This window comes from Mesorhizobium sp. BHbdii, assembly GCF_053848045.1.
The window spans coordinates 1,422,433-1,447,994 of the sequence record NZ_JBSPKX010000001.1 but is presented as its reverse complement, the minus strand read 5'-3'; the positions used below and the strand labels follow the sequence as shown (position 1 = coordinate 1,447,994).

The 25,562-nt window shown below is 61.1% G+C and carries 25 protein-coding genes and 2 tRNA genes; 10 read left to right on the top strand and 17 right to left on the bottom strand.

Annotation, left to right across the window (positions count from 1 at the left end; translation table 11 throughout):
* Positions 1–76: 76 nt before the first annotated feature.
* The 5 genes from ACWTU8_RS07050 to ACWTU8_RS07030 form a co-directional block, all read right to left on the bottom strand.
* Positions 77–1,015: a DUF2497 domain-containing protein gene (locus ACWTU8_RS07050; protein ID WP_455847557.1), complete on the bottom strand. Its 939-nt coding sequence runs from the start codon at positions 1,013–1,015 to the stop codon at positions 77–79.
* Positions 1,016–1,227: 212 nt separating this feature from the next.
* Entirely contained in the window at positions 1,228–2,640 is a 1,413-nt protein-coding gene (locus ACWTU8_RS07045; RefSeq protein WP_455847556.1) for a TolC family outer membrane protein, read from the bottom strand.
* A 188-nt stretch (positions 2,641–2,828) separates the two neighbouring features.
* Entirely contained in the window at positions 2,829–3,497 is a 669-nt protein-coding gene (locus tag ACWTU8_RS07040) for a protein-L-isoaspartate O-methyltransferase family protein (protein WP_455847555.1), read from the bottom strand.
* A 107-nt stretch (positions 3,498–3,604) separates the two neighbouring features.
* Positions 3,605–3,678, bottom strand: a tRNA-Cys gene (locus ACWTU8_RS07035).
* Positions 3,679–4,007: 329 nt separating this feature from the next.
* Positions 4,008–4,268 (bottom strand): hypothetical protein, encoded by a 261-nt coding sequence (locus ACWTU8_RS07030; RefSeq protein ID WP_029353198.1) that lies wholly within the window; start codon positions 4,266–4,268, stop codon positions 4,008–4,010.
* 221 nt (positions 4,269–4,489) lie between these two features.
* On the opposite strand from ACWTU8_RS07030, the gene ACWTU8_RS07025 reads away from it, so the two are divergent.
* Positions 4,490–4,564 (top strand) — tRNA-Asn (locus tag ACWTU8_RS07025).
* A 422-nt stretch (positions 4,565–4,986) separates the two neighbouring features.
* Here ACWTU8_RS07025 and ACWTU8_RS07020 read toward each other — a convergent pair.
* From ACWTU8_RS07020 to ACWTU8_RS06995, 6 genes are all read right to left on the bottom strand, one after another.
* The gene (locus ACWTU8_RS07020) at positions 4,987–5,367 is read right to left on the bottom strand and encodes a cupin domain-containing protein (RefSeq protein WP_455847554.1); all 381 of its coding nucleotides are present in this window, start codon (positions 5,365–5,367) and stop codon (positions 4,987–4,989) included.
* 14 nt (positions 5,368–5,381) lie between these two features.
* The gene (locus tag ACWTU8_RS07015; RefSeq protein WP_455847553.1) at positions 5,382–6,473 is read right to left on the bottom strand and encodes a Gfo/Idh/MocA family protein; all 1,092 of its coding nucleotides are present in this window, start codon (positions 6,471–6,473) and stop codon (positions 5,382–5,384) included.
* 3 nt (positions 6,474–6,476) lie between these two features.
* Entirely contained in the window at positions 6,477–7,133 is a 657-nt protein-coding gene (locus ACWTU8_RS07010; protein ID WP_455847552.1) for a carbohydrate ABC transporter permease, read from the bottom strand.
* 168 nt (positions 7,134–7,301) lie between these two features.
* Positions 7,302–8,138, bottom strand: a complete 837-nt coding sequence (locus tag ACWTU8_RS07005) for a carbohydrate ABC transporter permease (RefSeq protein ID WP_455847551.1) — start codon at positions 8,136–8,138, stop codon at positions 7,302–7,304.
* Between the two features lie 208 nt (positions 8,139–8,346).
* Positions 8,347–9,603 carry an ABC transporter substrate-binding protein gene (locus ACWTU8_RS07000; protein ID WP_455847550.1) on the bottom strand — a complete coding sequence of 419 codons (1,257 nt, stop codon included), beginning with the start codon at positions 9,601–9,603 and terminating at the stop codon, positions 8,347–8,349.
* Positions 9,604–9,674: 71 nt separating this feature from the next.
* The gene (locus tag ACWTU8_RS06995) at positions 9,675–10,340 is read right to left on the bottom strand and encodes a GntR family transcriptional regulator (protein ID WP_455847549.1); all 666 of its coding nucleotides are present in this window, start codon (positions 10,338–10,340) and stop codon (positions 9,675–9,677) included.
* A 126-nt stretch (positions 10,341–10,466) separates the two neighbouring features.
* Between ACWTU8_RS06995 and ACWTU8_RS06990 the strand changes: the two genes are divergently transcribed.
* Both ACWTU8_RS06990 and ACWTU8_RS06985 read left to right on the top strand, forming a co-directional pair.
* Positions 10,467–11,666, top strand: a complete 1,200-nt coding sequence (locus tag ACWTU8_RS06990; protein WP_455847548.1) for a Tm-1-like ATP-binding domain-containing protein — start codon at positions 10,467–10,469, stop codon at positions 11,664–11,666.
* A gap of 8 nt (positions 11,667–11,674) precedes the next feature.
* Positions 11,675–12,505 carry a phosphoenolpyruvate hydrolase family protein gene (locus ACWTU8_RS06985; RefSeq protein WP_455847547.1) on the top strand — a complete coding sequence of 277 codons (831 nt, stop codon included), beginning with the start codon at positions 11,675–11,677 and terminating at the stop codon, positions 12,503–12,505.
* 867 nt (positions 12,506–13,372) lie between these two features.
* Here the strand turns inward: ACWTU8_RS06985 and ACWTU8_RS06980 are convergent.
* Entirely contained in the window at positions 13,373–13,645 is a 273-nt protein-coding gene (locus tag ACWTU8_RS06980) for a DUF1496 domain-containing protein (RefSeq protein WP_455848403.1), read from the bottom strand.
* A gap of 644 nt (positions 13,646–14,289) precedes the next feature.
* Here ACWTU8_RS06980 and ACWTU8_RS06975 point away from each other — a divergent pair.
* Positions 14,290–14,826, top strand: a complete 537-nt coding sequence (locus ACWTU8_RS06975; RefSeq protein ID WP_455847546.1) for an MgtC/SapB family protein — start codon at positions 14,290–14,292, stop codon at positions 14,824–14,826.
* Between the two features lie 373 nt (positions 14,827–15,199).
* On the opposite strand, the gene ACWTU8_RS06970 is transcribed toward ACWTU8_RS06975, so the two are convergent.
* A complete protein-coding gene (locus tag ACWTU8_RS06970) occupies positions 15,200–15,490 on the bottom strand; it encodes a hypothetical protein (protein WP_455847545.1) in 291 nt (96 codons plus the stop codon).
* 258 nt (positions 15,491–15,748) lie between these two features.
* Here ACWTU8_RS06970 and ACWTU8_RS06965 point away from each other — a divergent pair, with 258 nt between their 5' ends.
* Together ACWTU8_RS06965 and ACWTU8_RS06960 are read left to right on the top strand one after the other, a co-directional pair.
* On the top strand, positions 15,749–15,985 hold the full coding sequence (locus ACWTU8_RS06965; protein WP_455847544.1) for a hypothetical protein: 237 nt from the start codon (positions 15,749–15,751) through the stop codon (positions 15,983–15,985).
* A gap of 589 nt (positions 15,986–16,574) precedes the next feature.
* Entirely contained in the window at positions 16,575–16,835 is a 261-nt protein-coding gene (locus tag ACWTU8_RS06960; protein WP_455847543.1) for a hypothetical protein, read from the top strand.
* Between the two features lie 9 nt (positions 16,836–16,844).
* Here ACWTU8_RS06960 and ACWTU8_RS06955 read toward each other — a convergent pair whose 3' ends face one another.
* Complete coding sequence (locus ACWTU8_RS06955) at positions 16,845–17,006, bottom strand: hypothetical protein (protein ID WP_455847542.1); 162 nt, start codon at positions 17,004–17,006, stop codon at positions 16,845–16,847.
* A gap of 667 nt (positions 17,007–17,673) precedes the next feature.
* On the opposite strand from ACWTU8_RS06955, the gene ACWTU8_RS06950 reads away from it, so the two are divergent.
* Positions 17,674–18,279 (top strand): VanZ family protein, encoded by a 606-nt coding sequence (locus ACWTU8_RS06950; RefSeq protein WP_455847541.1) that lies wholly within the window; start codon positions 17,674–17,676, stop codon positions 18,277–18,279.
* Between the two features lie 692 nt (positions 18,280–18,971).
* On the opposite strand, the gene ACWTU8_RS06945 is transcribed toward ACWTU8_RS06950, so the two are convergent.
* Entirely contained in the window at positions 18,972–19,271 is a 300-nt protein-coding gene (locus ACWTU8_RS06945; RefSeq protein ID WP_287338273.1) for a DUF1236 domain-containing protein, read from the bottom strand.
* Positions 19,272–21,171: 1,900 nt separating this feature from the next.
* Here ACWTU8_RS06945 and ACWTU8_RS06940 point away from each other — a divergent pair.
* A complete protein-coding gene (locus ACWTU8_RS06940) occupies positions 21,172–21,357 on the top strand; it encodes a hypothetical protein (RefSeq protein ID WP_455847540.1) in 186 nt (61 codons plus the stop codon).
* Positions 21,358–22,023: 666 nt separating this feature from the next.
* On the opposite strand, the gene ACWTU8_RS06935 is transcribed toward ACWTU8_RS06940, so the two are convergent.
* Positions 22,024–22,326 carry a DUF982 domain-containing protein gene (locus ACWTU8_RS06935; RefSeq protein WP_455847539.1) on the bottom strand — a complete coding sequence of 101 codons (303 nt, stop codon included), beginning with the start codon at positions 22,324–22,326 and terminating at the stop codon, positions 22,024–22,026.
* Between the two features lie 437 nt (positions 22,327–22,763).
* Positions 22,764–23,039 carry a hypothetical protein gene (locus tag ACWTU8_RS06930; RefSeq protein ID WP_455847538.1) on the bottom strand — a complete coding sequence of 92 codons (276 nt, stop codon included), beginning with the start codon at positions 23,037–23,039 and terminating at the stop codon, positions 22,764–22,766.
* Between the two features lie 496 nt (positions 23,040–23,535).
* Between ACWTU8_RS06930 and ACWTU8_RS06925 the strand changes: the two genes are divergently transcribed.
* A complete protein-coding gene (locus tag ACWTU8_RS06925; RefSeq protein WP_455847537.1) occupies positions 23,536–24,177 on the top strand; it encodes a DUF1236 domain-containing protein in 642 nt (213 codons plus the stop codon).
* A gap of 1,229 nt (positions 24,178–25,406) precedes the next feature.
* Positions 25,407–25,562 carry a hypothetical protein gene (locus tag ACWTU8_RS06920; RefSeq protein ID WP_156768274.1) on the top strand — a complete coding sequence of 52 codons (156 nt, stop codon included), beginning with the start codon at positions 25,407–25,409 and terminating at the stop codon, positions 25,560–25,562.

Genomic DNA, 25,562 nt, shown 5'->3' with positions numbered 1-25,562 from the left:
CGAGGCCGTAGGCATTACATCGCACCCAAAAACACCGCCAGCGGCGGCGTTCCCCATCCGTCGACCGTCCGAATTGTTACTGCGCGCCGCGCGCCACGCGCTCGATTTCTTCGCGCACCAGCCGCTCGACTAGCGTCGGCAGATTGTTGTCCAGCCAGTCCTGCAGCATGGGCCTGAGCATCTCCTCGGCCATCTCGTCGAAGGTTTTCTTGCTGCGGCTGGCGAACGCATCGGAAAGCTCGCCGAAGGCGGCGGCGACCTGCCGGCCCGTGTGTTCGGAAAGGATCGCCGGACGAGTGGACGGTGCCTCGCTTGTCGCCGGGCGCGCCAACCCGCTTCGCGGCGGGGCCGGCTCGAAAGCAGGTTCGGCCGCGTCCTCGAAAACCTCGGCCTTCGGTTCGGCGTCCGGCGTCCGTCTCACCTCGGCCCTGTCCGGCTTGGCCGCGGTCATCGCTTCGCCTACTGAGGCGATCTCACGCCGCCAATCGGCGACGATGCTGTCGGTCGTATCCGCAACCCTTCCCGTCGAAGGCGCATCCGGCTCCGGCTTGGCGGCCGGGGCCGGTTCGGCTGCAATCCTGGCACCAGCAAGCGGCACGGTCGCTTTGACCGGAGTCGGGTCGGAACGCACCGGCGGCTCCATGCGTGCGATGACAGGCTCGGCGGCCGACGGTGGCGCCTGCACCTCGGTCAGCGTGACCGGCCTCCTGGCGTCGAATCCCGGACGCAACTCGGCGCGAAACGCACCCGCCTCCGGCGGCGCCTCGCCTGCCGCCGGTGGCGCCCCGCCTACCGCTGGCGGCGCCTCGCCTGCCGCCGGTGGCGCCCCGCCTACCGCCGGTGGCGCCCCGCCTACCGCCGGTGCCGGCACGGCAACCGACGCTAAATCCTGCAGCAGGTCGTCCGCTTCCTCCGGCTGCTTGCGGCCGGTATCGTTGTCCTCGATGATCCTCCTGATGGAAGCCAGTATCTCCTCCATGGAAGGTTCGCGCTGTACGCTGCTTGCTGTCGCCATCGTCACATCCGCCGCCCTTGTGACTCGTTGCAGATTTCCAGTCCGGCCAAAGCCGGATTCGAATCATGGCAACAGCGTAACCGACGGATCGCCTTACGAGAATCCCCAATCTGAGGACGCGTTGGATTTCAACAGATTAGAGCCCGCGCGTTCCTTCGAACGCGCGGGCTCTAATGCCTTGAAACTGGACGGAATTGAAACTGGTGGCGCGATCAGCGGCCGTCCGGGGTGCGCAGGCCGATCCACTTGTCCTTGACCGCATTGTAATGCTCTTCGGGTCTGTATTTCGTCACCTGAAGGGCGAGACGATCGACCGAAAGACGCCCTATCGCCGAGAGGATGGCATAGCTCGCCACCACCAAATCGCGTTCCGAACTGGCCTGATTGATCTTGGCGGTGATGAGGGTGGCCTGGGCGTTGAGAACGTCGAGCGTGGTGCGCTGGCCGACATTGCGCTCCTCGATGACGCCGCTCAAGGCAAGCTGCGCGGCTGCGATCACCTGCCTGTTGGCCACCACGGTTTGCTGGGCGGCGATATATTGCGTCCACGCCGAGGTCACGGCTTGCCGCACGGTGTCACGGCTGACATCGACCTCGATCCGGGCCTGGCTAAGCGATTCCTTATTCTGACGCACTATCGCCGACGTCCGCCCGCCCGAATAGATCGGTATAGTCAACGTGGCACCGATGTTGGCCGAATTGGTTGTGCCATCCTGCCCCGTCCCGAGATCGACGCCCGGACTCGTCCTGCGATAGGCGCTGGAAACGCCGGCGGAAGCCGAAAGCTGCGGCAGCAGCGCGCCTTCGGCCGATTTCACCGTAAACGCCGCCGCGTCGACCAGATGCTGGGTGGCGAGGATGGCCGGGTGCTCAATGGATGCGATCGCGATCGCCGCATCGAGGTTCGACGGCAACAGCTTCGACAACGGCGAAGCGCTCCTGAGCCTGCCTGGCTCGTCGCCGACGATCTGGCGATAGGTCGCAGCGCTTGCCAGCGCCTGCGCGCGGGCGGCGGCCAGTTCCGCCACAGCGGAGGAGCGCTCGGCATCGGCCTGTGCCACGTCGGTGCGGGTGCCTTCGCCGACTTCGAAGCGCGAACGCGCCGCGCGCGCCTGCTCGGTCAGGAACTGCAGGTTCTGCTCCGTCAGCACCGCCACTTGGCGGTCGCGAATCACGTCCATGTAGGCGCTTGCCGCGTTGAACAGAATGTTCTCTTCGGTATTGCGCAGGCTCTCGACCGAGGCGCGGACCCGCGATTCGGCGGCAGCGACGTTGTTCCTGGTCTGAAAGCCGTCGAACAGGGTCTGATCGATCTGGACGCCAAAGCTGCCGGTGGTCAAACGCGTGCTTCGGTTCGCGCCGGGTACATTGCCGCGGGCATTGAAATGGCTGGCGGAGTAGTCGATATCCGCAGAACCGGTGATGGTCGGGCGCCAGCCGGACTTGGCGATGGCAACGCTCTCATCGGTGACGCGGACGCCGGCACGAGCCGAATTGAGCTGGGAATTGTTCTGGTAGGCTTTTGAAAGTGCACCGAGAATGGTTTCCGCCGAGGCGGCCAGCGGAGAAAGCGCGGTCGCCGAGAAGAGGACGGCGGCAAAAAGGCTCTTGCGTAAAGACGGCACGTTATTCCCTCATTCGTTTTGCATGGGAACCACACCGCGCCGGCTTCTCCCATTTGAGCAGCCGGCGCGGTGTGTTTCAGGTCCCCTGCTGTCAGCCCCCAAAAAAGAACACCCCGGTTATGCGGATCAGCAACGATTGTTCAAGCGCAAGCGAACATGACAACGCCTTTGCTGCAAGCCAAAATCATTCAGAACTCAAACGCACGAATACGTTCGAATCCCGGTAGTGGCTTAATTGCCGCATTAAATGCGCCTCTTCCGGCTACAACCCCCCCTGTTTTCAGAAACAATCGGGCCACACCCGAATTCCCCTGCCCTTCGACGGCGACGAGCCGGCCGCCTTCCGCAAGCTGGTCGAGCAGCGATTCCGGCACTTTCTCCACACTGCCGCCGATGAAAATGACGTCGTAGGGTGCTCCCGCGGCATGGCCTTCCGGCAGTGGTCCCTTGACCACGCTGACATTGTCGCAGCCCAGCGCCGAAAGCGTCGACATGGCGGTCTCGGCCAATGCCGGATCGCTTTCCAGCGCAACGACGGACTTTGCCAGCCGCGACAGGATCGCCGCCGCATAGCCGGTGCCGCAGCCGACATCGAGCACCGAATCGCCAAGGCCGATTTCGGCCAGCTGCATCAGCTTGGCCAGCGGCGAAGGCTCCATGAGGTAGCGGGGGCCATCCGCTGCATTGGCAATGCGGATGTCTTCGTCGATATAGGCTAGATCGCGCTGGCCGGGGACAACAAAGGCCTCGCGCGGCACGACAAGCAGCGCCTCGAGCAGCGGCGCGCTGGTCACGTCGGTGGTGCGGATCTGGCCATCGACCATCTTCACCCGACGTTCGGCAAAATCAGCGCTCATGTTCCAACCAATCCGCCCAAAACCAATCTGCTTGCCGCGCCAAGACCGCGGCTCATTTCGACCGGAACTCAAGCCCCCTGGCGCTGGTGCGCGGGAGCTTGGGCATTTGGAGGCCTCGCCCGGAATCGAACCGGGGTGCAAGGATTTGCAGTCCTCTGCGTAACCACTCCGCCACGAGGCCTCATTGCTCCCGGCGTTCCACCCGGTTCCAATAGGTTGCGGCGAAAATGCCGTCAAGCGGCCATGGTGCATTCCGGACGGTTTCCCCTCGGCCATGATTCCACGCATCGCGTCGTCGATACGCATGCTGCAATCAAAATATTAGTTAACTGTTAAGTAGGGAATTTTGCAAAGGGAAGCCCGGGGCCTGGACCTCACGTCGGGTAAGCAGAAGGTCCGCCATTTTGAAGGAGTTGCAAGGGCCGGAAAAAAGCGCGCCGGGCATCAGCCGGGTTGAGTCGAGCCGGAAAGACCGCCCCTTCACAGAGGCTTGCCACGCGGTGCAAACCGTCAGTTCGGCCGCCGCCGCCGTTCCCACCACACGACAAGCCGGCGCCGGTGGCGGCGTACCAAGGCGAACTCGTAGGAGAGCACCAGCAATCCGATCGGTATCATCCAGAATCCCAGGATCGGCAGGAAGCCGAGAATGCCGCCGAAGATCAGCACGACGCCGATCGCAATCCTGAGGCCGCGCGAGCGCGGCATGGTGAACTGACGGCCGAAGACCGATATTTTCCGTGCCGGTGGATGGTTGTGGCTTGCTGCGCTCATGTCGGGTCGGTGGTCCGTTCGGGCAAAGTAAAAGCACCAGCTGACGAAAGCCGCAACCACGTTTTCGGTTCCGCGCACCCCGTCAGACGGCTCATATGAGGACGCGCACACATGATTGCTATAAATCGTCGCGCGAAAAAGCGCCGAAAAATACGAAATGCTTCTTTGCAAAGCCGAAACGGGTTTGCTATAGGCTGCGCCACTCACATGAGAGCCTCTGTTCCCCGGTAGCTCAGTGGTAGAGCAACCGGCTGTTAACCGGTTGGTCGCTGGTTCGAATCCGGCCCGGGGAGCCAACGCCCGTTCTGCGCCAGGGCGCGATATTGCGTGCCAACGTGCGATTTTTCCCTACACATCGATCCGATCGTTCTGCGGGAATGGCTCGCAAACAGCAGAGATACCGATCGAAGTCAGTTGTAAGCTAGCGTAGCGCCCTCCCCTCGCCTAGGCCTGCAAAGCTCTCATCGTAGAGTCGGCGGCAACATCGTGAAAAGACATGCACCCGGCGCCATTGCGCCGAAACGAGCCGTTACATAGATTCGGCCGGCGAAATCTAGCGTGCGCTGAAAGCTGACATACCTCGTGAGTAATGCTTCTTCTCGACTTCTCGGTCCAAGCTCCTCGCCAACGCAGGGAGTGACATGCTCTGCGCCCCAGGGTGGAGTTGAGAAGCGGCTCGCCCTCACCAAGGTCTTGGAGGCGCCGCCGGTCTGCGGGCTCAGCTGGCCCCGTCGCTCTCATGATTAATCGCCGCACGCGTGCCGGATGAGAACACAATCAGCGCGAACAACGGCTCGGTGCCGACCGCGCTGGCCCAGTGGCGCACGTTCTTCGGGATGTGAATCGCATCGCCTGGCTCCAGCCGATAGATAGCGTCGCCCAGCTTGTGCTCGCAGATGCCGGAGACGATGTAGAGGATCTCCTCGCAATTGGGGTGCGAGTGAAGCTGGTTGCGTTCGCCGGGATTGATCAGGCAGGTGCCGAAGGTCATTTCCGAGCCCTCGAAGTTTTCAGCTGTGATCTTCCAGTTCAGCTCGCCCCACGAGGTCGGCACGACCTCCCCGTCCGCACGCTTCGAAATCGGATTATCGATCGGCATGGCAGTCTCCGGCCTCACAGCGTGACCGTCACGCCGGCCTCGGCGGTGCGGTAGAAATCAAACAGCTTCATGATCTCATGCGCCACTTCCAGCGTGCCCTTGGTCAGCGGCGCGTCGTCGAGGATAGCGTCGGTGAGATGCAGTATCTCCGGCACATAGCCGAGGTAGAACAGATTGTTATTGTAGAGCTGGCCGAGCGAATGCTCCGGCTCGTAGATCAGCGCAGCCTTGTCATCCGGCTGGATGAAGCTTGCGGCGCGGCCATAGGCGGGCAGTTCGGCGCGGCGGTACCAGGTGAGCTTGCTGCCGTTCTCAACGATGGCGTTGGAGCCCTCGCCGATGATCTCCACCCGCTCGAACAGACTGGAGCCCGACTGCCCGGCGGCGAAATGCAAGCTGCCGATCGCGCCGGACTTAAAGCGGATATTTGTGAAGGTCGCGCCGGTTGTCGGCTCCCAGTCGTAGCTCGCACGCTCTATCTGACCGCCGAGGAAACTGAGGATCGCCGCGGGATGGTAGATGTGGTCGAGGAAGCTCTGCATCTTGACTAAGTCGTTGCGGCCCGCCGGCGCAGGCAGGCTTTGAGGATAACGCACTGCGATCGAGGTGAGCTTGCCGAAATCCTTGGAGCCGATCAGATCCTTCAGCTTCTCTATCGTCGGGAAGAAAGTCTTCTTGAGCCCGGTCATGACCAGCCGGCCGGCCTTGGCGCTCGCCGCCTGCAGTTGCTCGATCTCCGCCAGCGTCGCGGCGGTCGGCTTCTCCATCCAGACATGGGCGCCGGCGGCAAGCGCGTCGAGTGCCAGGCCGGTCGCCTGGACATGTCCGTCCGATGTGTAGGCGGTGACAATGAAGACCAGCTCCGGCTTTTCCTCGGCCAGCATTCTGCGGTGGTCGGTCCAACCGCGCGCCGCCCCGAAAAGCCTCGCGAAGCTATCGGCGCGGGCCTGGTCGAGGTCGCAGACGCCGACCAGCTCGACCGGCGCGTAACGCAGCGCCGGATAGACGTTGCGGTAGGCATGGCCGCCAGCCCCGATGAAACAGGCGCGCAGCTTGCGCTCGAATTCAAAATTGTAGCGGATTTCCCGCTGGACGTGATGTGTCATGGTTTAGCCTTTGATCGCGCCCTGGGTCAGGCCTTCCGTGAAGCGCCTCTGGGTGAGGATGTAGAGAAGGATGATCGGCAGGAACGAGATCACCGTTCCCGAAAACACCAATCGGTATTCCGAGGAATAGGTGCCGGCAAAGCGCACCAGTCCGAGCGGCAGCGTCTGCACTTCCGGGCTGATCAGCACCACCAGCGGCAGGAAGAAGTCGTTCCAGGTCGACAGGGCGCTGATGATAATAAGCGCCTGGATGGCGGGTTTCGAGATCGGCAGGAAGATCTTCGTCAGGATCTGGAAGTGGTTGGCGCCGTCCATCTGGGCCGCCTCCACCAGCTCATCCGGAACCGAAACAAAAAAGGAGCGCATCAGGAAGATGCCAAAGGGTATGCCGTTGGAGACCTGCGCCAAGACGATGCCGGTCAGCGTGTTGACCAGCCCGAGTCCGAACAGCACCTGGTAGAGCGGAATGACGATCGCCTGGATCGGGATGGTGAGGCCGAAGATGAAGGCATAGAACAGCCACTCCCGCCCCGGGGAAGCGGATCTTGGCCAGGGCGTATCCGGCCGGCGCGCAAACGGCCAAGGTAAGCGCAACCACGCCAGCGAGATTGAGCAGGCTGTTGCCGACGAGTTCGCCGAAGCCGCCGATCTGCCAGGCATCCTGGTAGTTGCGCCACATCAGGTTTGCCGGCCAAGAGAACGGATCGGCGGCGCCAATTTCAGCCTCGCTCTTGAAGCTGGAAACGATCAGCCAGGCGAACGGAGAGACAATCAGGACCAGCACCGGCGCCAGCGCCAGCGCGGTCGGCCATTCGTTTTTGCGGCGGCTCATCGGGCAAGCCTCGCGCGCCAGCGGGTGAACACGATGGTGATGGCGATGGCGAGTGCGCTGAGCAGGATGCAGAGCACTGCGGCCAGTCCGTGGTCCTGCGAACGGAAGGCCAGCCGGTAGATGTAGGTGGTGATCAGCTCGCTGCGATAGAACGGACCGCCGTCGGTCATTACATAGACAGTGGCGAAACCCTTCAGCCCGTTGATCAGCGCCAGCGAGACCACGAAAGTCATCACCTCCCGCAGGCCCGGCAAGGTCACATAGATCAGCTTCTGGAAGCTCGACGCGCCGTCGACCTCCGCCGCGTCGTAGAGCGCAGGATCGATGTTCTGAAGCCCGGCGATGAAGAGCAGCATGTACAGCCCGAAACCCTGCCAGGAACTGGCGACATTGACCGAGAACAGGACCAGCGCCGGGTCCGACAGCCAGCCTTGCGTCCAGGCGCTGAGGCCGACCTTAGTCAGCGCCGTGTTGAGCAGGCCGAAGAACGGATCGTAGATGTTGGCCCAGATGACGCCGACCACCGCCAGCGACACCAGATGCGGCAGGAAGAACGCGGTGCGGAAAAAGACATGGCTGCGCCTGAGGCTGCCGATGGCGAGGGCGAGCGCAAGCCCAAGGCCGCCGGCCATGACCAGGTGATAGATAAGCCAGAGGAAGGTGTGGCCGAGCGCCTGCCAGACGATCGGATCGGTGGCGGCCTTGGCATAGTTGTCCAGCCCGACAAACTCCGCAGGCGTATTGAAGCCGGCCGAATTGGTGAAGCTGAGCCAGAGCGTGACGGCAACCGGCAGCAGCGTGAACACCGCATAGACGGCAATGGCAGGAGCCATCAGCCAAAGCGCCGATCCGGTCGTGTCGCCGTTATTGTGGCGGGGGCGGCGCGGCAGAACTTCGGCCCGTGCGCCAGAGGAAGCGGCGGAAGTCATGGGCACTTGCGCCGTTCGCCTCGCACTCCCCGGCGGGAATGCTCCTCCCCCCGGCAGCGGAGAGAGAGTATTGTCATCGTCGTATTGCAAGTCGGCATGCTGAAGAACGGCCCTACTTGGTCTCGGCCAGCTTGGCCTGGATCTGCGTCATTCCGTCTTGGCCGGTGATCTGCGCCGACACCAGCCCCTGCAAGACTTGGAAGTAAGTGTCGACCACGGGACCGGGTAGATAGACGCTGGGATTGTAGCCGACGCCTTTGGCGGCGACGGCGAAAATCTCCTTCAGCACCGGCGTGGAAGGTTCGACGCCAGACAGTTCGCGCGGATAGATCATCGTGCTTGCCGGGTTCTGGGCGCGCTTCTTCATCACCGCGTCGGAGAGAATGAAATCGATCCATTTCAGCGCCAGCTCAGGCTGCTTGGAATTGACCGGCACCAGCCAGCTCCAGCCGACGCCGCCGGTCGGCTTGGCTTCGCCCGGCAGATCGGAGGGCATTGCCGCATAGGCGGCATTGGCGAGGTCATAGCCTGCCTTGCGCGCATTGGCCGTGAACCACGGGCCAGCGACGAAGATCGCGGCGCGCTTGGAGAACCACAGACGCGAGGCGCCTTCGAGATCCAAGCCTGCCATCTCCTTCTGGATCAGCCCGGCGTCGACCAGCTCGCGCATGCGCACCGCGCCGGTTACCACCGACGGATCGTCGAAGGGAATCTCTCGCTTCAGCGCCTTCAGCACGGTTTCGGTGCCGCTGGCCGACTGCAGCATGTTGCCGAAGAAGTGGCCGGCGCTGGCTGGCGTGCGCGGGCCGATTGCGATGGGCGCGATGCCGGCCTCCTTGATCGTTTTCAGAAGCGCGACGAATTCGCCCCAGGTCTTGGGGATATCCCAGCCCTTCTCGGCGAAGAGGTCCTTGTGATACCAGACGCCGAGCGCATCGAGGCCATCCGGCACTTCGTAGATCTCGCCGCCGAACTGCCCCTTCAGATCGGCATAAAGCCACGGATAGATATTGTCCTTCCAGCCGCGCTCTTCGTAGTATTTGGTCAGCGGCATCACCTGCTGGGCGTTCTTGACCACCGTGATGCGGCCGATGCCGGAATTGGTGAGGATGACGTCCGGGCCGGCGTCGGATTGGATGGCCGCCTGCACAGCGCCGTTGCTGATCGTGCCGGTCGGCGGGATGAACTCCACCGTCGTGCCCGGATTGGCCGCTTCGAAATCGGCCTTGATGCCGTTCCACAGCTCCGCCACCAGCGGCTCGGTGATCTGCTCCGGCCCCCACATGCGCAGCGTTTCGGCGCCCGCCGCCACGCTTGAGGCCGCGATCAGCGCGGCGACTGCCGCACCTCTGACGAGATGCTTCAACATACTCTCCTCCACTCGGCACGCCGTTCGCATGCCTTTCGGTCGGAAAAGGCCGACCTTCCTCCCCTTCCCGGCTAGGCTGCCGGATCGCGATGCAGGAAGCGCGCCAGGACGGCCTCCTGGACGTCCGAAATATGCGCCCGCATCAGCGCCGACGCCTTGGCAATATCGCGGGCGCGGAACGCCGCGACGATCTCGTCGCGCTCCTGCGCCGCGCGTTCGGCAAGGTCGCGGCTTTCATTGGCGATGGTGCGCCCGACCTGGATCTGCAGCGCCAGCCTGGCCAGCGTTTCGATCAGCGCCGCGTTGCCCGACTTTTCCGCAATCGTTTCGTGGAAGGCGCGGTCCCGCGCTCCGTAGGTTTCCATGTCGCCGCGCCTGAGCGCCGCGACCGCCTCGTCGAGCAGCATCTCGAAACGGCCTATGTCGCGGTCGCTCATCTCAGGCACGGCAAGCTCGACGGCGAAGCATTCCAGCGCCTTGCGCAGCTCGTAAAGGTCGTTGACTTCCTTGCGCGAGAAGGAGCGTACGAAGAAGCCGCGATAAGGCTTGATCTCGATCAGCCCCTCCTTCGCCAGCGTGCCGATCGCCTCGCGGAATGGCGTGCGGCTCACCTGCAACTTCTCGGTCAGCGCCTTCTCGTCGATGGCGCCGCCACTCGGCAGCTCTCCCGAAACGATGAGCCGCACGATCTCCTCATAGATGCGTTCGCGAAGCGTCAGGTGGCGTGGTGCATTCATGCGGGCGATTCCGTCTGGCTTTATGCCAGCTAGTATGCAATATGCGAAAGAATATACAATACGCAAAATATAAAACACGCGGATTTCTCGCATTGGCGGGCTGATCGAGAGGGAGGAGAGACACTTTTGGCCAAGGTTTTCATCGTCGGCACCGCCGACACGAAGGGCGTCGAGCTTGCCTATGCAAAAGAGGTGGTCTCGGCAGCCGGCGTCGAGGCCGTTCTGGTCGATGTCGGCACGCAGGGCGGCGCTGGAAAGAACGTCGACGTTCCCGCGGCCGAAGTGGCCCGGCATCATCCCGAGGGCGCCCCGGCACTGTCCGGCCTGACCGACCGCGGCAAGGCGGTCTCGGCTATGGCCAAGGCGCTCACGGCCTATCTTGCGACACGCAAGGACATCGGCGCGGTGCTTGGGCTTGGCGGCACCGGCAACACAGCGCTGGTGACCGAAGCGATGCGCTCCCTGCCGATCGGTGTGCCGAAGCTGATGGTCTCGACAGTCGCCTCCGGCAACACCGCGCCCTATGTCGGGCCGAACGACCTCGCCATGATGTATTCGGTGGTCGACATTGCCGGTCTCAACACCATTTCGCGCAAGGTGATCGGCAATGCCGCCAATGCCGCCGCCGGCATGGCGCTTCATCCCGTGCCCGCCTCGGCATCGGACAGGCCTGGTCTCGGAATGACCATGTTCGGCGTCACCACCACCTGCGTGACGCAGGTTCGCGCCGCCATGGAGACGACCCACGAGGTCTACACCTTCCACGCTACCGGCACCGGCGGCCAGTCGATGGAGAAGCTCGCCGATTCCGGCCTCGTCGCCGGGCTGATCGACGTCACCACGACGGAAGTGCCCGACCTTCTGGTCGGCGGCGTCTTTCCCGCCACGGAAGACCGTTTCGGCTCGGTCATCCGCACAAAAATCCCCTATGTCGGCTCAGTCGGCGCCGTCGACATGGTGAATTTCGGGGCCAGGGACACCGTCCCGGAAAAATTCCGGGATCGGAAACTGCATGTCCACAACGCGCAGGTGACGCTGATGCGCACCACGCCGGAGGAGAACCGCGCCATCGGGAGCTTCATCGTCGAACGGCTGAACCGCATGGAAGGACCGGTGCGCTTCCTGCTGCCCCTGCGCGGCGTTTCGGCGATCGACGCGTCCGGCCAGCCCTTCCACGATCCGGCAGCTGATGCGGCGCTTTTCGATGCGATCCGTTCCTGGTGGCAGCCCGCCCGCAACCGGCGGCTGGTCGAGGTCGACGCGCATATCAACGACGAAAGCTTCTCGACCGCACTGGTCGAGAATTTTCGCGAAATCTCGAATTGAGGAAGACCATGCCCCGCATACCCCGCGAAACGATTCTCAACGACCTGCGCCGCAAGATCGCCAGCGGCCAGCGGATCATCGGCGGCGGCGCAGGCACCGGCCTTTCCGCCAAATGCGAGGAGGCGGGTGGCATCGACCTCATCGTGATTTACAACTCGGGCCGCTACCGCATGGCGGGCCGCGGCTCCCTGGCCGGATTGCTCGCCTATGGCAACGCCAACGACATCGTGAAGGAAATGGCGCGCGAGGTGCTGCCCGCTGTCAGCCGCACGCCGGTGCTGGCCGGCGTCAACGGCACCGACCCGTTCATGCTGCCCGATCATTTCCTCGACGAGCTCACGGCGCTCGGCTTCTCCGGCGTGCAGAATTTCCCGACCGTCGGCCTGATCGACGGTACCTTCCGCGCCAATCTGGAAGAGACCGGCATGGGCTTCCATCTCGAGGTCGACGTCATCGCCCGCGCCCACGCCAAGGACATGCTGACCACGCCCTATGTCTTCTCGACGGACGACGCCGTCGCCATGACGAAGGCCGGCGCCGACATCATCGTCTGCCATCTCGGCCTCACCACAGGCGGCTCGATCGGCGCCGAGACGGCGGTGTCGCTCGACGATTGCGTGGGCAAGATCGTGGCGTGGTCGGACGCCGCCCGGCGCGTCCGGGACGACATCATCGTGCTCTGCCATGGCGGGCCGATCTCCATGCCCGACGACGCGGCCTATGTGCTTTCCCGCGCCCGCAACTGCGACGGCTTCTACGGCGCAAGCTCGATGGAGCGGCTGCCCACCGAAATTGCTATCGAGCAGCAAACACGCAGTTTTGTGTCGATGCGGCGCTGATCACGCTTTTGCGCAGTGCAGCATCGCTTCCAATAAATTACGCCGCTACCTCCGAGACGACGCTCGCGAAGACTTCCAGTCCCATAGGGCCTCCTAGAAACGGTGGCGGAATGCGCGTCCACGACGTGTAGCTCGCGCCGAAGCTGAAGGTCCGCTCGCAAAAGGTCCGAGACACAAAGCCGTCAGTCCACTTTCGGCCCTATCAAGACATTCGATACGTCGATCCGGGCGTCACCTTTCTCTGGCGCTACTTGCCCGTTCCAGAGCACAAGCCCCGCTCTCTGCGTCAGCATACCTAACCCTACTACGGTTCTCGTCAGCATCTTGTGCCCTCAAGAGCCGTTCGTATCGTGCCATCAGCCGCTTTGGGAACGGCCGCACGATAGCGACCGTAGCCCACCTTCAGGAGCAACCCTTCCTCGCATATGCGGGCGAGATAGCAACGAGGAACGCCGATGTCGGTCAGGTCTTTTGTCCGGACTTCACCCTTCTCAAGAGCGAGCCGGACGGCGCGTTCCCTCAATGTCGGCTTCGGACCACCGGCAAGCCGGATCCGCTCGGCGCGCTCGCGATCACGCTTTCGAATTTTGACAGTGGGCTGTGGCGTAGTTTCGAGGGGGATCGGCAGCTCGTAGTTCGTGGTTTCATTCAGCCCGGGGAGCCATTTGCCACGTCTATCTTATTGCTTTTCCTTAATTTTACTCTTTGAAGCGGCGCCTTCCCGCTTTCCTTCCCGCTTTAGCGCACGAAAAAAACCGCCAGTGAGCCGCTTCGTTCTGGTGGCGTCGGGTCAGTTGTACGTCGGCGAGCCGCCACTAGTCTCCGTTACCAGACCTTCCTAGCCACCATCGCCGCTCTCGGGCACTGCTATTTGGGGCTTATCCATCTCCAAGTGCCATCAGGTTGACACTCGTTCCAGGCCAGGTCTCCGCCCGTGATAGCGCCAGCGCTATAGAACTCGCCCTTGTAGATACACCCCCACGCAGAGGCTTTGGTGGCCTCCCAAACGAAGGCAGGTGAACACATCATTACGCTATCACTGGCCCGCACCGTTGCGCCGGGGGAGTACGCCATGCCACCTAGCCAGCATCGTTGCTGTTCAAGCGGAGCTTGCTGAGCAATTGCCGCGCTCGATGCCATCACCAGAACAGCCGAAAGAATCGATCGCATCCGATAATCCCTTTCACGCAAACCTACCCAACTTTTGAACGCCGTCGGAGAGGCTTAGTTCCGCGCTGCAAATCCCCCCACTAAGTTCTAGCAAAGACTGGTGCGACAACGCCATTACGCTGGGGAATTCACAACGTATCGATCTATGGTAGCAGCCATGGAAAGCGCCCTTGATGATCTTGCCCGCATCCTGAAAGCCCCGCAAAACAGCCTGCGGGAGCGCTGCGCCTTTGCGCTCCAACTGTAACGAATGCCGCCTTCGGCGTCGCAATCGGCCCTGGGAATCGCCTTAGGCCGTGCTATTGCCGGTCAAGGTATATTAGCAACCTCTTGACTAGCCAACGTGCCGCCCCATCATCATCAGATGGCTCGGGGCATAAACATCCGACGAGGTCGCCCTCACGGCGTCAGTGCGGGGGGGTGACGGAGGATCGTGCCAGCGTCTCGATCCCCTCCTACGGCAGCCCCCTGGCCCCCAAGCGGCAGGGGAAACCGGTCAAAGTCAGTGGTAAGCTAGCAGAGCCCAATGCCGTGACCTAGGCGCGCTACCTCCGTCAGACCTTGGGGAACCGGGCCGGCCCGAGCACGTTGTGGCCGGTGAGCCCGGGTTACGCATGCAACAAATTTTCCAAGAATTCGGCCATCCGACATACCTCCCGTTTCCGGTTATTGCGGCGAGGCTTCTGCTGGCGTCGATCTTCGGTGCTGCGATCGGTTTCGAACGCGAATGGCGAAATCGGCCTGCCGGGCTTCGCACCCATATCCTGGTCTGCGTGGCAGCGGCTACTTTCGGTATTCTGACGATTGAAATCGTCCACGCGCCGATGTTTCTGCAGGACTCCGTGAAAGTCGATCCGATTCGTGTCGTCGAAGCGGTTACCGCTGGCGTCGCGTTCCTTGCTGCCGGATCGATTTTGTTTTCGAGAGGCGAGGTCCACGGGCTGACGACCGGTGCGGGCATGTGGCTGTCTGGCGCAATTGGCGTGGCGTGCGGGCTAGGTCTGTGGCAGGTGGCGGCGCTCGGTACGCTTTTGGTGCTGGTCGTGGCAGGCCTTCTTTATAGTTTTGCAGCCAAGTCCGGGATTAGCGAGAACACCGGACAAGGAAAGCCCATTTCGGAAGAAGATGTGTCCAAGCGGCGCAAAGGCTGAGGACAAACGCCCCGCGCGCAAGGAGCCGAACGGCGGAGTGCGTGGCGGACCCCAATTCGCCGGGCTGGTGCCTGGGCATTCTACCTCACCCCCTTAGCAGCGCCGGCCTTCCGCCTTGTCTGGCGCGTCGGACTGACAAGGAGAAGCCCGCGCTCCTCCTCCGAGCGCGGGCCGACCGGGTTACAGCCCGACCTGCAGCGGGCTAAAGTTGGGGGGAAGGCCCGCTGGTCCCGCACAAGCGTTAGCGCGCACGCTAATGTCGCTCTTGACGAACACCCCCGCAAACGGAGACGGAATCCCAGTCATTCTTCCTCCCAAAAATCCTGCAGCGAAGCAGGGGCCTGTAGGGCGGACCTTTCCCAAGAAGCATCCTTCAGCCGCCGTCTGCAGGTGCTGCCGGAGCCGGTGCTGCCGGAGCAGGTGCGGCCGGCTCTGCCGGAGCGGGCGCGGCTGGCGCTTCGACCTTGGGCGCTTCGACTGTAGGCGCTTCAACCCTGGGCGCTTCAACCTTTACGTCGACGTCCTTTCCGGTGCCCCCGCCGTTTATGTTGATAACGCCGGTGAACAACAGCAGGATCACGATTGCGATAATTGCGAGAACGACGGCGACAGCGGTGCCGGCGCCATTTCCGCCTGAGTTAACAACGGTGGGACCGTCAGCCATGACTATCTCTCCTATTCTGAATTATCATTGGTCGGCAACGGGCCCGGCGGGCACTTAGTTCCGCCGCCGGGCTATGGTCCATGATGCAGTAAGACTGAAGTCTTTGCGTTAAAGACAGAGGGCTGAGGCTGGCAACCAAGATCTTACCAACGGATTGGTATTGGCCGCCGAGCAAAGTCCCTTCATCGGTGGTTCCGGGTGCCCGCTGTAATCCCTCGTCGGCGGGCGCCCGATATGACTCTAACAGCGGAAACAACTGTGCCCCTTACCCAGAGCAGACAGAATGTCGATGAGGTCGCAAGCCGACCCGCAAATGACAATCAAACTCCTGACCCAACAGATTTCTCGGTGGTTGATCTTGTTTCGTCGAGCGACGAAGAGGTCGCTGCAATCGTCAGGCGAACAGAGCGCCTGGCCCTCGCGATGATTATAGTAATGGCGATTTTCCTGATCTTTGCACCGGTGATCTTCATTGCCCTGAGGTATGGGTTCTGAGATGTCGCGCTTTGGCCCTCGTCCCAGAAATCCTGCAGCGAAGTGTGGCGGAGGTCCTTCTCGCCGCGCCCGTGCTTCACGCGGGCTTTGATCCCCGGCTTGACCCATTGCGTTGCCGGCCGCCTATCTGCCGGTCCGGGCGATTGACGACGAAGCGAGACGGAAGCAGCGCACAGGCGGGGGCGACCTTTATGAAGCAGACCCGCCGCTGCATTTGCGAAGCGACGGGCCTCGACCCCATTCCCCGAGACCTGACCATGCAATTGCGGTGCCAGACGGGTTGACCCATCGTGGCACACCTTATGGCTTCTACACAGCGGAATTGCCGCCACATACTTCGTTCGAATGTTTCGACTCCATTAGCTTGAGCGCATGTTTTCCGCCAGCCAGGTGAGCGCCCCCCGAAGGCTCGCTTGTCAGGCCCAGCGGCCTCCCCCCACAACCAAGCCGCTGGGCCGTCCCCGCTGGAGCGAAGCGCGTTGTCCCGCATAGTAGCAAACCCTCTTGACTAAGAGCTCGCCTCCACCGGTCAAACGAATGGTAACTTTCTGTCTGAATGTGTTTACGGTCCATTCTCGGAGATCCCCGCATGGCTTCGCGTGGGAGACGCAGTAACTCCCCTTTTAAAGGCGTCGAGATGCTACGAGCACCGCAAAGCCAGTTCCTGAAGCCTGAAGATCGGGCGCTCTGCCAGCGGGTGGTCGACCAGATAACCGCCGACGCTAAATGGTACAGCACCTCGATAGACGGCCAGATTCTGGCCTCGACCACCCTGACTCTCTTCCAATCCGGGGTGGCCAATGAAACGAATTTGCTGGCACACGTTCGCGCGCCGCCACGACTTCACTAAGCTGACCGGCTAGCGCTTCCCCTTCGGCGTGATCTCTTCGATCTGAACCTTCTCGCCGATCTCTTTCGCCATAGCTTCCGCCTTGACCTTGTCCTTCGTGGTCAGCACCGTTCGCCAGTGCGGTTTCTCGAAGACACTCACGATGTAAGTTGTCGCCGGTTTGTCGGCCATCGCGCTAACACGGCTGGATAGGAACATACTCCAAGCACGGTACTTCCGCGATCACGCCATATCCACGGTCGCAAGCTCTGTTAGCTTCTTGGTGCGGCGGACCCCAATCCGCCAGGCCGGCGCCCTACAGGCAATCTACCCCAACGCCCCCCAAAGCGGCGCCGGCCACCTTCCTGGGAGCCACGATCAGCCGTTCATCCCCGGGATCTTTCCGTGAGCCAGTGGATCTTGCCGTCCGGGCTCGTCAAGATCGGCTGTGGAATCTTCCACGACTGAAGTGAGATTCGATGAATGACGAGCTGATCCGCCTTGCAAGTGCAATGGAGCCCGTCACGCGCCCTAGCATTCAGCACCATAGGTGCGAGCATCGGCTGCGGGAAGAATGCAGGATGGGGCTTTTGCGAAGCCGAGGCAGACGCCCCACTGGTTCTGTTTCGAGCACCGCGCCGAGGGGGAGCGATTTGCTCTGACTAGAGCTCCTAGCCGGCTGGTAAGGACCCAGTCCGAAGGGAATAGCATCTTGCCCGCCTTTGGCCGCAGCTTCAAAGCTTTCATCTATTCGGCTGATGCGCCGATCCGCTGGAAATTAACAATCTGCCCCAGCTCTAGACCGCTTCGTGCTGGCGGTGGCCTCTGCAAACTTCGGATGAAGGGCTGACCTATATTGTTGCGCGCAGGTTCATATCCGATCGCGGCAAGGGTTGCTTTCCTTGCCGCGTTGGCCGGCGTTCTCCTGCTGCTCGCCCTTTTTCCGGCGTGGCTCCTGCAGAATTTGGGAGTGACCTTCACGCATCATGGCAAGCTCATCCACGCCGCCGCATTCACCGTTTTGGCGGCCTTGGCAAGTGTCGGCTGGACGAAACACAAGGCAAAGCTGATTGTCCTCCTCGCTTTTTCGGGCGTGGCGATTGAAGTTGTTCAGGGCGCGCAACTGATAGGGCGCGGTCCGGATGTATTCGACTGGATTGCCGACTGTGCTGGCATGGCGTGCGGGATCACAATCGCGAGGTGGACAAAACGGCACCGGGTGAGAAACCGGCCGAAACGACCCGGCGAATATCCCGATCGCGAGATCGATTGTCAGAAGGCCGTCGAGCCAAGCTTTCAGGCGATCGTCGATTGCATGCTGGAAGCGGGCTGGGCCCGTGGAGAGATCATGCGCTCGCTACGCCGGCTGATCTCCGCAGACAACATGACGCAAAAGGAAAATGCCAAGGTCGAGGCGCAGCTTGCGATCGCACGCGCAATGAGCCGCGCCGGCCGGCCTCTCTAGGATCAGCAATTCAATGAATCGCCTACAGACAATGGCCGAAATGGCGGCGAGCCTAACTGTCCGCAATCAGACAGAGCGTTGAAGGCCGCCACATTTGGCCGGAAATCGTGTTGGTCAGGGTTTCAGGGAGGAATTCTCGATGACTCACTCTTTTCCCACAGTCACGGTAGAAACAGTCGCCGAAGTCTACGTTCTTTCCATAGGCAAGGCCCGCTTCCTATCGATCGGACAGGCAATCTGCGCCCTTCGGAAACTCATGCCGGCTTGCAACGCGACCGACCACGAGTTGGAGGAGATATTGGCGGCAGCGTGCGTGATTTACAGCGTGCCCGTAGCTTTCGACGCCAAAACAGCCGATGGCGCATGGCTCCATTCGTAGGGCCGGAGATGCCCGCGCAAGCGCAGTGGCATGCCCGCATCGGTCGGATCTCCAAGGGATTGTTCGCTAAACCGCGAGATGACGACCGAAGGGGGAAAGAAAGCCATCTGCTGTCGAAACTGCCGGAGAGAAATTAGGGTAAGCTGATTGCGTGGGCTGTGTTAATCGGCCTCGGCTTGACTGTAGCGTGGCATGTGTTCCGAGTTGTTGCTATCTTTCTCGCCGTCATCACCGGCAACTTCGCTCCATAAGCTGATCAAAAAAAGCCCGCCGCACCTTTCGGCGCGGCGGGCTTTCCTCCCAGTCGCTTAGGTCATTCAATAATTTTGATGATCTTGCGAGTGCCCGGGTCAACGACAACGGTCCGGTTGTCGACGACAACGGTGCGGTATTTGGTGTTGGGTACTTCATGGAGCTCGACCGTCTCGGGCAGGGTTGAGCCGATATTGAGCTCCACTCCAGGGATTTTCACTGAGGCGAGCGGCTGCTTTTTCACGTACTCCCTGATCACCGTCTCCTGTTCAGGCTCGATGACTACGTCCTGAGCGGCAGCAGCACCAATGCCTGCCAGCAGTAAAAATCCCGCGGCTGCAGTGGAAAGATGCATTCTCATGATGGCCTCCTTTATGTGAGCTATGTTCCGCTGAACGCGTCTTCGCGCCAGATTTACCAAACCTCAGGCAGCTGCAAATGTTCCTTTTGCGGGACTTTGGTCTGATGCGCGACGGGACGTAAGTCTCGCCTGTTTTGGCGTAATAGGCCGGACATCGCGCCACCCGGAACCGCCCCTGCGCATAGTCGTTGCTCGCTGCAAGTTCACGGGAGGAGCCCATGGAAAATAGTGCCCACCACGCCCGCTGGTTACTCGCTCCTGGTCTTCGCAGTTTCGATCACATTCCTGGCGATTGGAATAATCGTTAGCTAGGATCGTTAGCTAGAGGCCGACCGGACTTGACGATGGCCGGAACGACGAAATGAGATCTGCGCAGCTAAGTCCCTTCCCGCGCTGATAAAGGACCACCCGCCATTCCTCGATGGGCGGGTGGTCCGCGGAAAAGAACGGCTGACCAAGTCCGCCGACTTTGTGACAAAGATCGCCTTTCCTGCACGCGACTTTTCATCGGAGTGCGATTTAAAAGACAGAATGAAAACCTGCGGGACGCAGTGAGGAGGGCTTCAGATGCTTGGTCTCCCCAAAGATTATGTTGGTCGTGTCGTTAATATCGATGCCGAGTTACTTAATTGCGCTCAAATTACCAACCTTGACACAAATACCCCAAAGCTGGTCAACAAGCATACGTCGCCCAAGACAATAAAGGTCTTGAATTGGGACAAGCACGGAGGCCTCGTTGCCACTCGATGGTTCCATTTGGAAGACGGCAGAGACAGGCCCATTCTCTTCCCAGGGGTTCAAATGGCCGTTAGCGCAGTGACAGACTTTGCCGATATGGGGGCGACGACGGGTCGAGGTTTCTCGAAATCTGGAAGCATACAGTGCCAGGACAAGAATGGTGGGAGGCTAGGAATACCAATCCAGAACGGTGGAACGCGGTTAGTTTTTCAGGGTTTCATGGCACCACGAAGCAGTATGACGTTGCGTACGCGCTGGCACCTGGTGAGCGAATTAACATATGGGGTGCTCCCGACATTTATAAACCTTTCTTCGCGCTCAATTGGGCGCGGCTCGATCCCCTGTAGGCCCGGGGCTCGCAAAGCAACAGGGCGGCTTCCTTGCTCGGCAATATGCTGGCGGGGCAAGTCTGTCCGATCGACATGAGAACCAGTTTGCGGGCGAAGCGCTTGCGAAGGATGATTGAGAGCCGGTAATAGCGTAAGCAAAGCCCGCGCCCACTCCTCCGAGCGCGGGCCGACCGGATTGCAGCGCGATGTGCAGGGGGCTAAATCTTGGGGGTTGGCCCACTGATCCTACACAACCGTTAGTACAAGCTTATGTTCCGCTTGACGAACACTCCCGCAAACCGAGGCGGAATTCCTGTTATTCTCCATCGCGTGGCGGAGGTCCTCCAGTCCAAGCCACGGCGGGTGAAAATCCGCGTTCCGCATTCGTCAATGATCATTTGCGACCGATAGCCGTCGAACTTGAGCTCATGAAGCCAGACGGCGCTTTCGGGAGGCTTCTCCACCAAAGTCGGCATTAGTGGCGGGACGAACTTCAAACGCATGCATTGACCCGCAAAACCGCGATTCAATTAGCATACGCTTAATTAGTTCTCATTTTAACGAATCGTTGACCGCGCCGTCCCAGAATAGGACGGCGCGGTCAAACCCAACCGGACTGCGCAGGCGGCTCCGGCAATTCAGCACCCCGCCTCACATTGCCGGAGCCGCTACCACACCGCTCTAAAATACCAGCAATGGTTGAATCAACTGTTACCGCACGTGCTTTCCAGTGCGCTTTCCCAGTCGCTAGATTTTGATGGAACAGGGCCTCGCCTCGTCCGGGCCCCTGCCTTCAGGGTCGACGTTGAGACAGTCCATCTGGCGAAGAAAGCATGGACGGCCACGATGACATCAGCAACGCTTGGGCCGCCCTCAAGCCCGTGCGTAAGGCTATTGAACAGCCATGCCCCTGCCGGCGTGCTGCCGAGCGAAGAGCGGTCCTGTTGTTTTATCGCCCCGAGCCGATCCACGAGGGCGAGGCTCTTGCGAAGGCCATGATTGAGACGGTCAAAGGCTGAGCCGGTAAGCGCAAGCAGAAGCCCGCGCTACTCCTCAGGGCGCGGGCCGACCGGATGCAGCCCGATCTCCAGCAGGCCAAGCGTGGGGGGTAGGCCCACTGGTCCAACACACCGTTAGCGGACGGTAATGTTCCGCTTGAGGCACACTCCGCACCAGCATCCAAAATGGCGGGGCAACGACGGTCCTGTCGACGTTGCGGACGACAGCGACGCGGAATGCTTCGCGCGCGCCGGCATCGTCCCAATCACCCGCCTTGGCCAAGAGGACGCCATCCTGCTCGTGGCCATAAATGGCGAACTCCATGCTGATCCTTCACGCGACGTCAGCATCAATGCCCGACGAGCGGCCAGATTGCGAATGTCCCGCGCTGTGCCCTCCCCTGCCGCTACACTCGGCAGCCCGCAGAGGCCGGGGCCGGTTTCGTCTCCTCGATAATTGGGATTCGCGCGGGGCCTGTTCGACCCAGCGTGGCCCCGCTCTCCGGGCTCTGACCTAGAAAGACCCATCTGTCGAATCGGACAGGTCCTCGAATGCGCGAATTTCCTCAAGCCGTGCCTCAAGCGCCGCCCTTGTCGCAGTAACGGCATCGCTACCGGCCAGGAACTGCTTGGCGGATTGTCCATGCCGGCGATTTTCACAAGGGCGTCGCCAAGGACCTACATGGGTTACGCCGTCACGCCACCGCGACCGGTTTTCGGTGCCGTCATCCAGGGCATAGCTGCAGAGACGTCATCGAGGATCTTGGCCGATCTCGCGAAGCCGGCGAAAGCCTCGCGTGCAACTGAAATGGGAACTTGGCCATCGTAGGCGCGCTGGCAAGCTCGGAACGCCGTGTCAAAGATTGGCCCTCTGCGATTCTTCGGCCATTCCTGCAGGAACTCGAAAGCATCAGCCAAGCATTCGATTTCCTCCACCATGAACTCCCCTCTCTTGACGAAAACAGGCCGGTCGAAAGTCCTGTCGTTCATTAGAACCTCCATTCAACTGAACGAGTGTTTGAGCTTACACGAGAGCCGTGAGCGACGGCTGCGGGGAAATATGTGAAGAGCGGTTTTTGCTGTCAAGGAAGGACCAATTCGGGACTGAAGCAAAACGCATCGCAGGACTGGGACCGCATGCGCAATGTCGCTGTGTACCGCTGCAACCTGCAGCCGAGGACGCTCTGAACTCCATTGCTCCCGATGAAAACCGAACTCTCGCAAAGACCGCCCGGCGGCACGATTCGCGGCGACGGAAAGACGCGGCAGCAGAAAGCCCGCGCCCTCCGGGAGAGGACGCGGGCTGGTCGGGGCCACCGATCTCGCAGCATTTGTATGAGGGACAATACTACGCTGCTGGCACTAAACTTTTGTCGCAGGACAGTGTTCCACCCTCTAAGGAAAAAACCGCAGGTTTGTGTTGGCCGCTATAGAAACTCCTCCCGACGAAGGACCGCGTACACTGCCCCGCCCACCATCGAGAGTATAGAAAGAACCAGGAGCAAGGCGACGGGGTATGGCTCGCCGACGACGGCGTCAGCTTCGTCTTGTTTCTCGTTCAAATTCTCGTTTCGATCGCCCTTCCTGATAACGCTGCGGCCAAGTGTGTAGCGAAGGTCCTCAACGAGCGCCCTTCCGCGTTCGGCGGTCTGCCGAACGCGCGCCGCATGGATTTTGTTGGTTTCCCAAATAGGTTCTTCCACGGTGTCTGACTCCCAGGGCTGCGTCGTGGAATGGAGCGCTGGCCATTTGCATTGTCTGCGTAAGAACATGCTGTGCTGAATGCAACAAGTTCTAGCACCGACAAAAAAAGCCCGCCGTACCTGCAGGTGCGACGGGGCGATCAAGCGGTCACCAAGCACGGCTTGGGGGGCTGGGATGTGCCCGGTGCGCGGACCGAAAAAAATCATACGCGTGCCGGCTGCCCGGCGTCTACCAACCGGCGGTTGGAAGAGATTTGTCCGGCAGCGAGCGCGGATTTTTCAATCTCCGCCTCCTACCAGGACCTCGCGTCGGCCGAATAAGGGAACCCGCACCTCTGCTGTAACAAAGACACGAGCCCTATTCGGCGCGCGCATGAACGCGCACTGTTTGTTCCAACAGGCTCCGATCACTTCCGCCCGGTCAATTCGCCTGGAACAAAACTTTCCAGAGGTGGTTTTCCCCGTGAAGGGACAGACTTTTCGAAGGAGACGTCTCGTGAAAAAAGTTCTGATCACCAGTATGCTGGCCATCGGCGTTGGCTGTGGAGCAGCGCTCGCTCAGGAACAGCAGCCGGCCCAAACCCAGTCGGGCGCCGAAACCAATTGCCCGGCCGGCTCGGCCGGTTGCCCGGAAGGTGCGATGGGCGAACAGTCCCAAGGTAAGGCCGGCGCCACCACCGAGGAGCAAGCTCAAGGCAAGGCGAAGATGCAGACCGATGAACAAGCCCAGGGCAAAGCCGGCGCAACCGCCGAGCAGCAGACCCAAGGCGAGGCTGGCGCCACAACCGACCAACAGGCGCAGGACAAGGCCAAGGTCCAGACCGAGCAGCAGACGCAGGGCACGACCTCTACTCAGGATGAGACTTCGACCGGCGCGATCAGCAATGTGACCGTTGAACAGAAAACGGAAATCACCCAAATCCTCAAGCAGGAGAGGGTCGAACCGGTTGCCAGCGTCGATTTTGACATCTCAGTGGGTGTCGAGGTTCCGCGGCAGAAGGTTAAGCTGCGTCGTCTGCCACCGCGAATCGTCAAGATCGTCCCGGCTTACGAATCCTATGAGTATTTCGTATTGGCCGATGGCCGAATCGTCATCGTCGACCCGGGTACGCTCAAGATCGTCCTTATTCTGACCTAACGCCCTTGTTCGGCGCAAAGGAGGGGTCCGCTGCCCCCACGGCGGTCCCCTTCAATTGCATCGGTTGAAGTTGGAGAGGAGTCACCATTTGTCGAACGGCAGCTATTTACGTCGCCAGTACACACCGCCGTTCGAGCTGGCGGGGCTCTTGCGGTTGAGCACCCTCCCCAGCCGTAGCCTCATGGATCACCCTCGACGGTGCCCTTCTTGTCTAAAAGGCCTGAGATAGGACTTCAGTCTGCCCCCTGTCCGACCATGGGCTGGCGTCGGCAGTGCTTTGGCCCGGGACCGCTATCGCAAAAGCCTAATATGGGAGAGTTTTCAGGAACCGAGCTCCTGCAGGCGTCGTTGCGATACCAACCCGTGACAGGAGGCTGCAATGGACCCCAGCATTCACCAGGCACGCTGGCTGCTTTTTCCGGTATTTGGCTTGGTGTTCGGGGTCGCGGCCGTCGGGCTTATTATCGGCTGATGGGCCCGATCAATGAAGGCAACAGACTTGCGCAGTAATGAGTCCCTTCCTGCGCTAGCGAGACCACCGGTTTCTCCCCGTGAGACTGGTGGGTCTTGACACCGCCTGATGATGGCGAAAGCGTGATAGATGGTGCAGAGTACAGAGGATTGGCTCGGGCGAATTCGAAACAGGTGGAAATGCAACGCAGACCGTGACGGTCAGAGGATATTCTAGCGTGCTATTGGCAAATTCATTGACCACAGACGCGATACGGCCGCAACGCCTGAGGCTTCGTGAGACAAGAGTTCTCGCCATGATCAATGTGCGGCCTGCGTGCTCTCAATCGCAGCGCAGGCTCAAATCTCTTCGAAGGCTTCGCGTCGCCATCTGCCTCACCGCATCGACCTTGATGCTCGTCGTGAGCCCCTACCGTGTGGCACAGGACGGCCTGTCCCTGACGCTTAGCCCGCAGGCCGCCCAGGCACAAGGGAACTCTGGGAACGCTGGGAACTCCGGGAACTCTGGAAACTCTGGAAACTCCGGGAACTCTGGAACCTCCGGGAACGCTGGAAACTCCGGGAACGCTGGAAACTCCGGGAACGCTGGAAACTCCGGGAACGCTGGAACTCCCGGGAGCTCGAACTCCAATGCCAACGCGGGCAAGGGCAAATCAAAATCGTCAAAAGGCAATCCCCCCGCAAATCCAGTTGCCGCGGTAAACCCCGCCAACAAGCCACAAGTATATGTCAACGCGACCACTGGAGACCGGATCGAAGTGCGCGGGCCAAGTGTGGGTGTAGTGCATTCCAACGGGCTCAGCGAGCGCATCGACGGTGGCCATTATGAAATGCGGGATGCGATGGGCCGCACCATCATTCGGCGGCAGGCAACGAACTCCGATCGGGCAAGACTGCTCGGCATGATCGAGTGA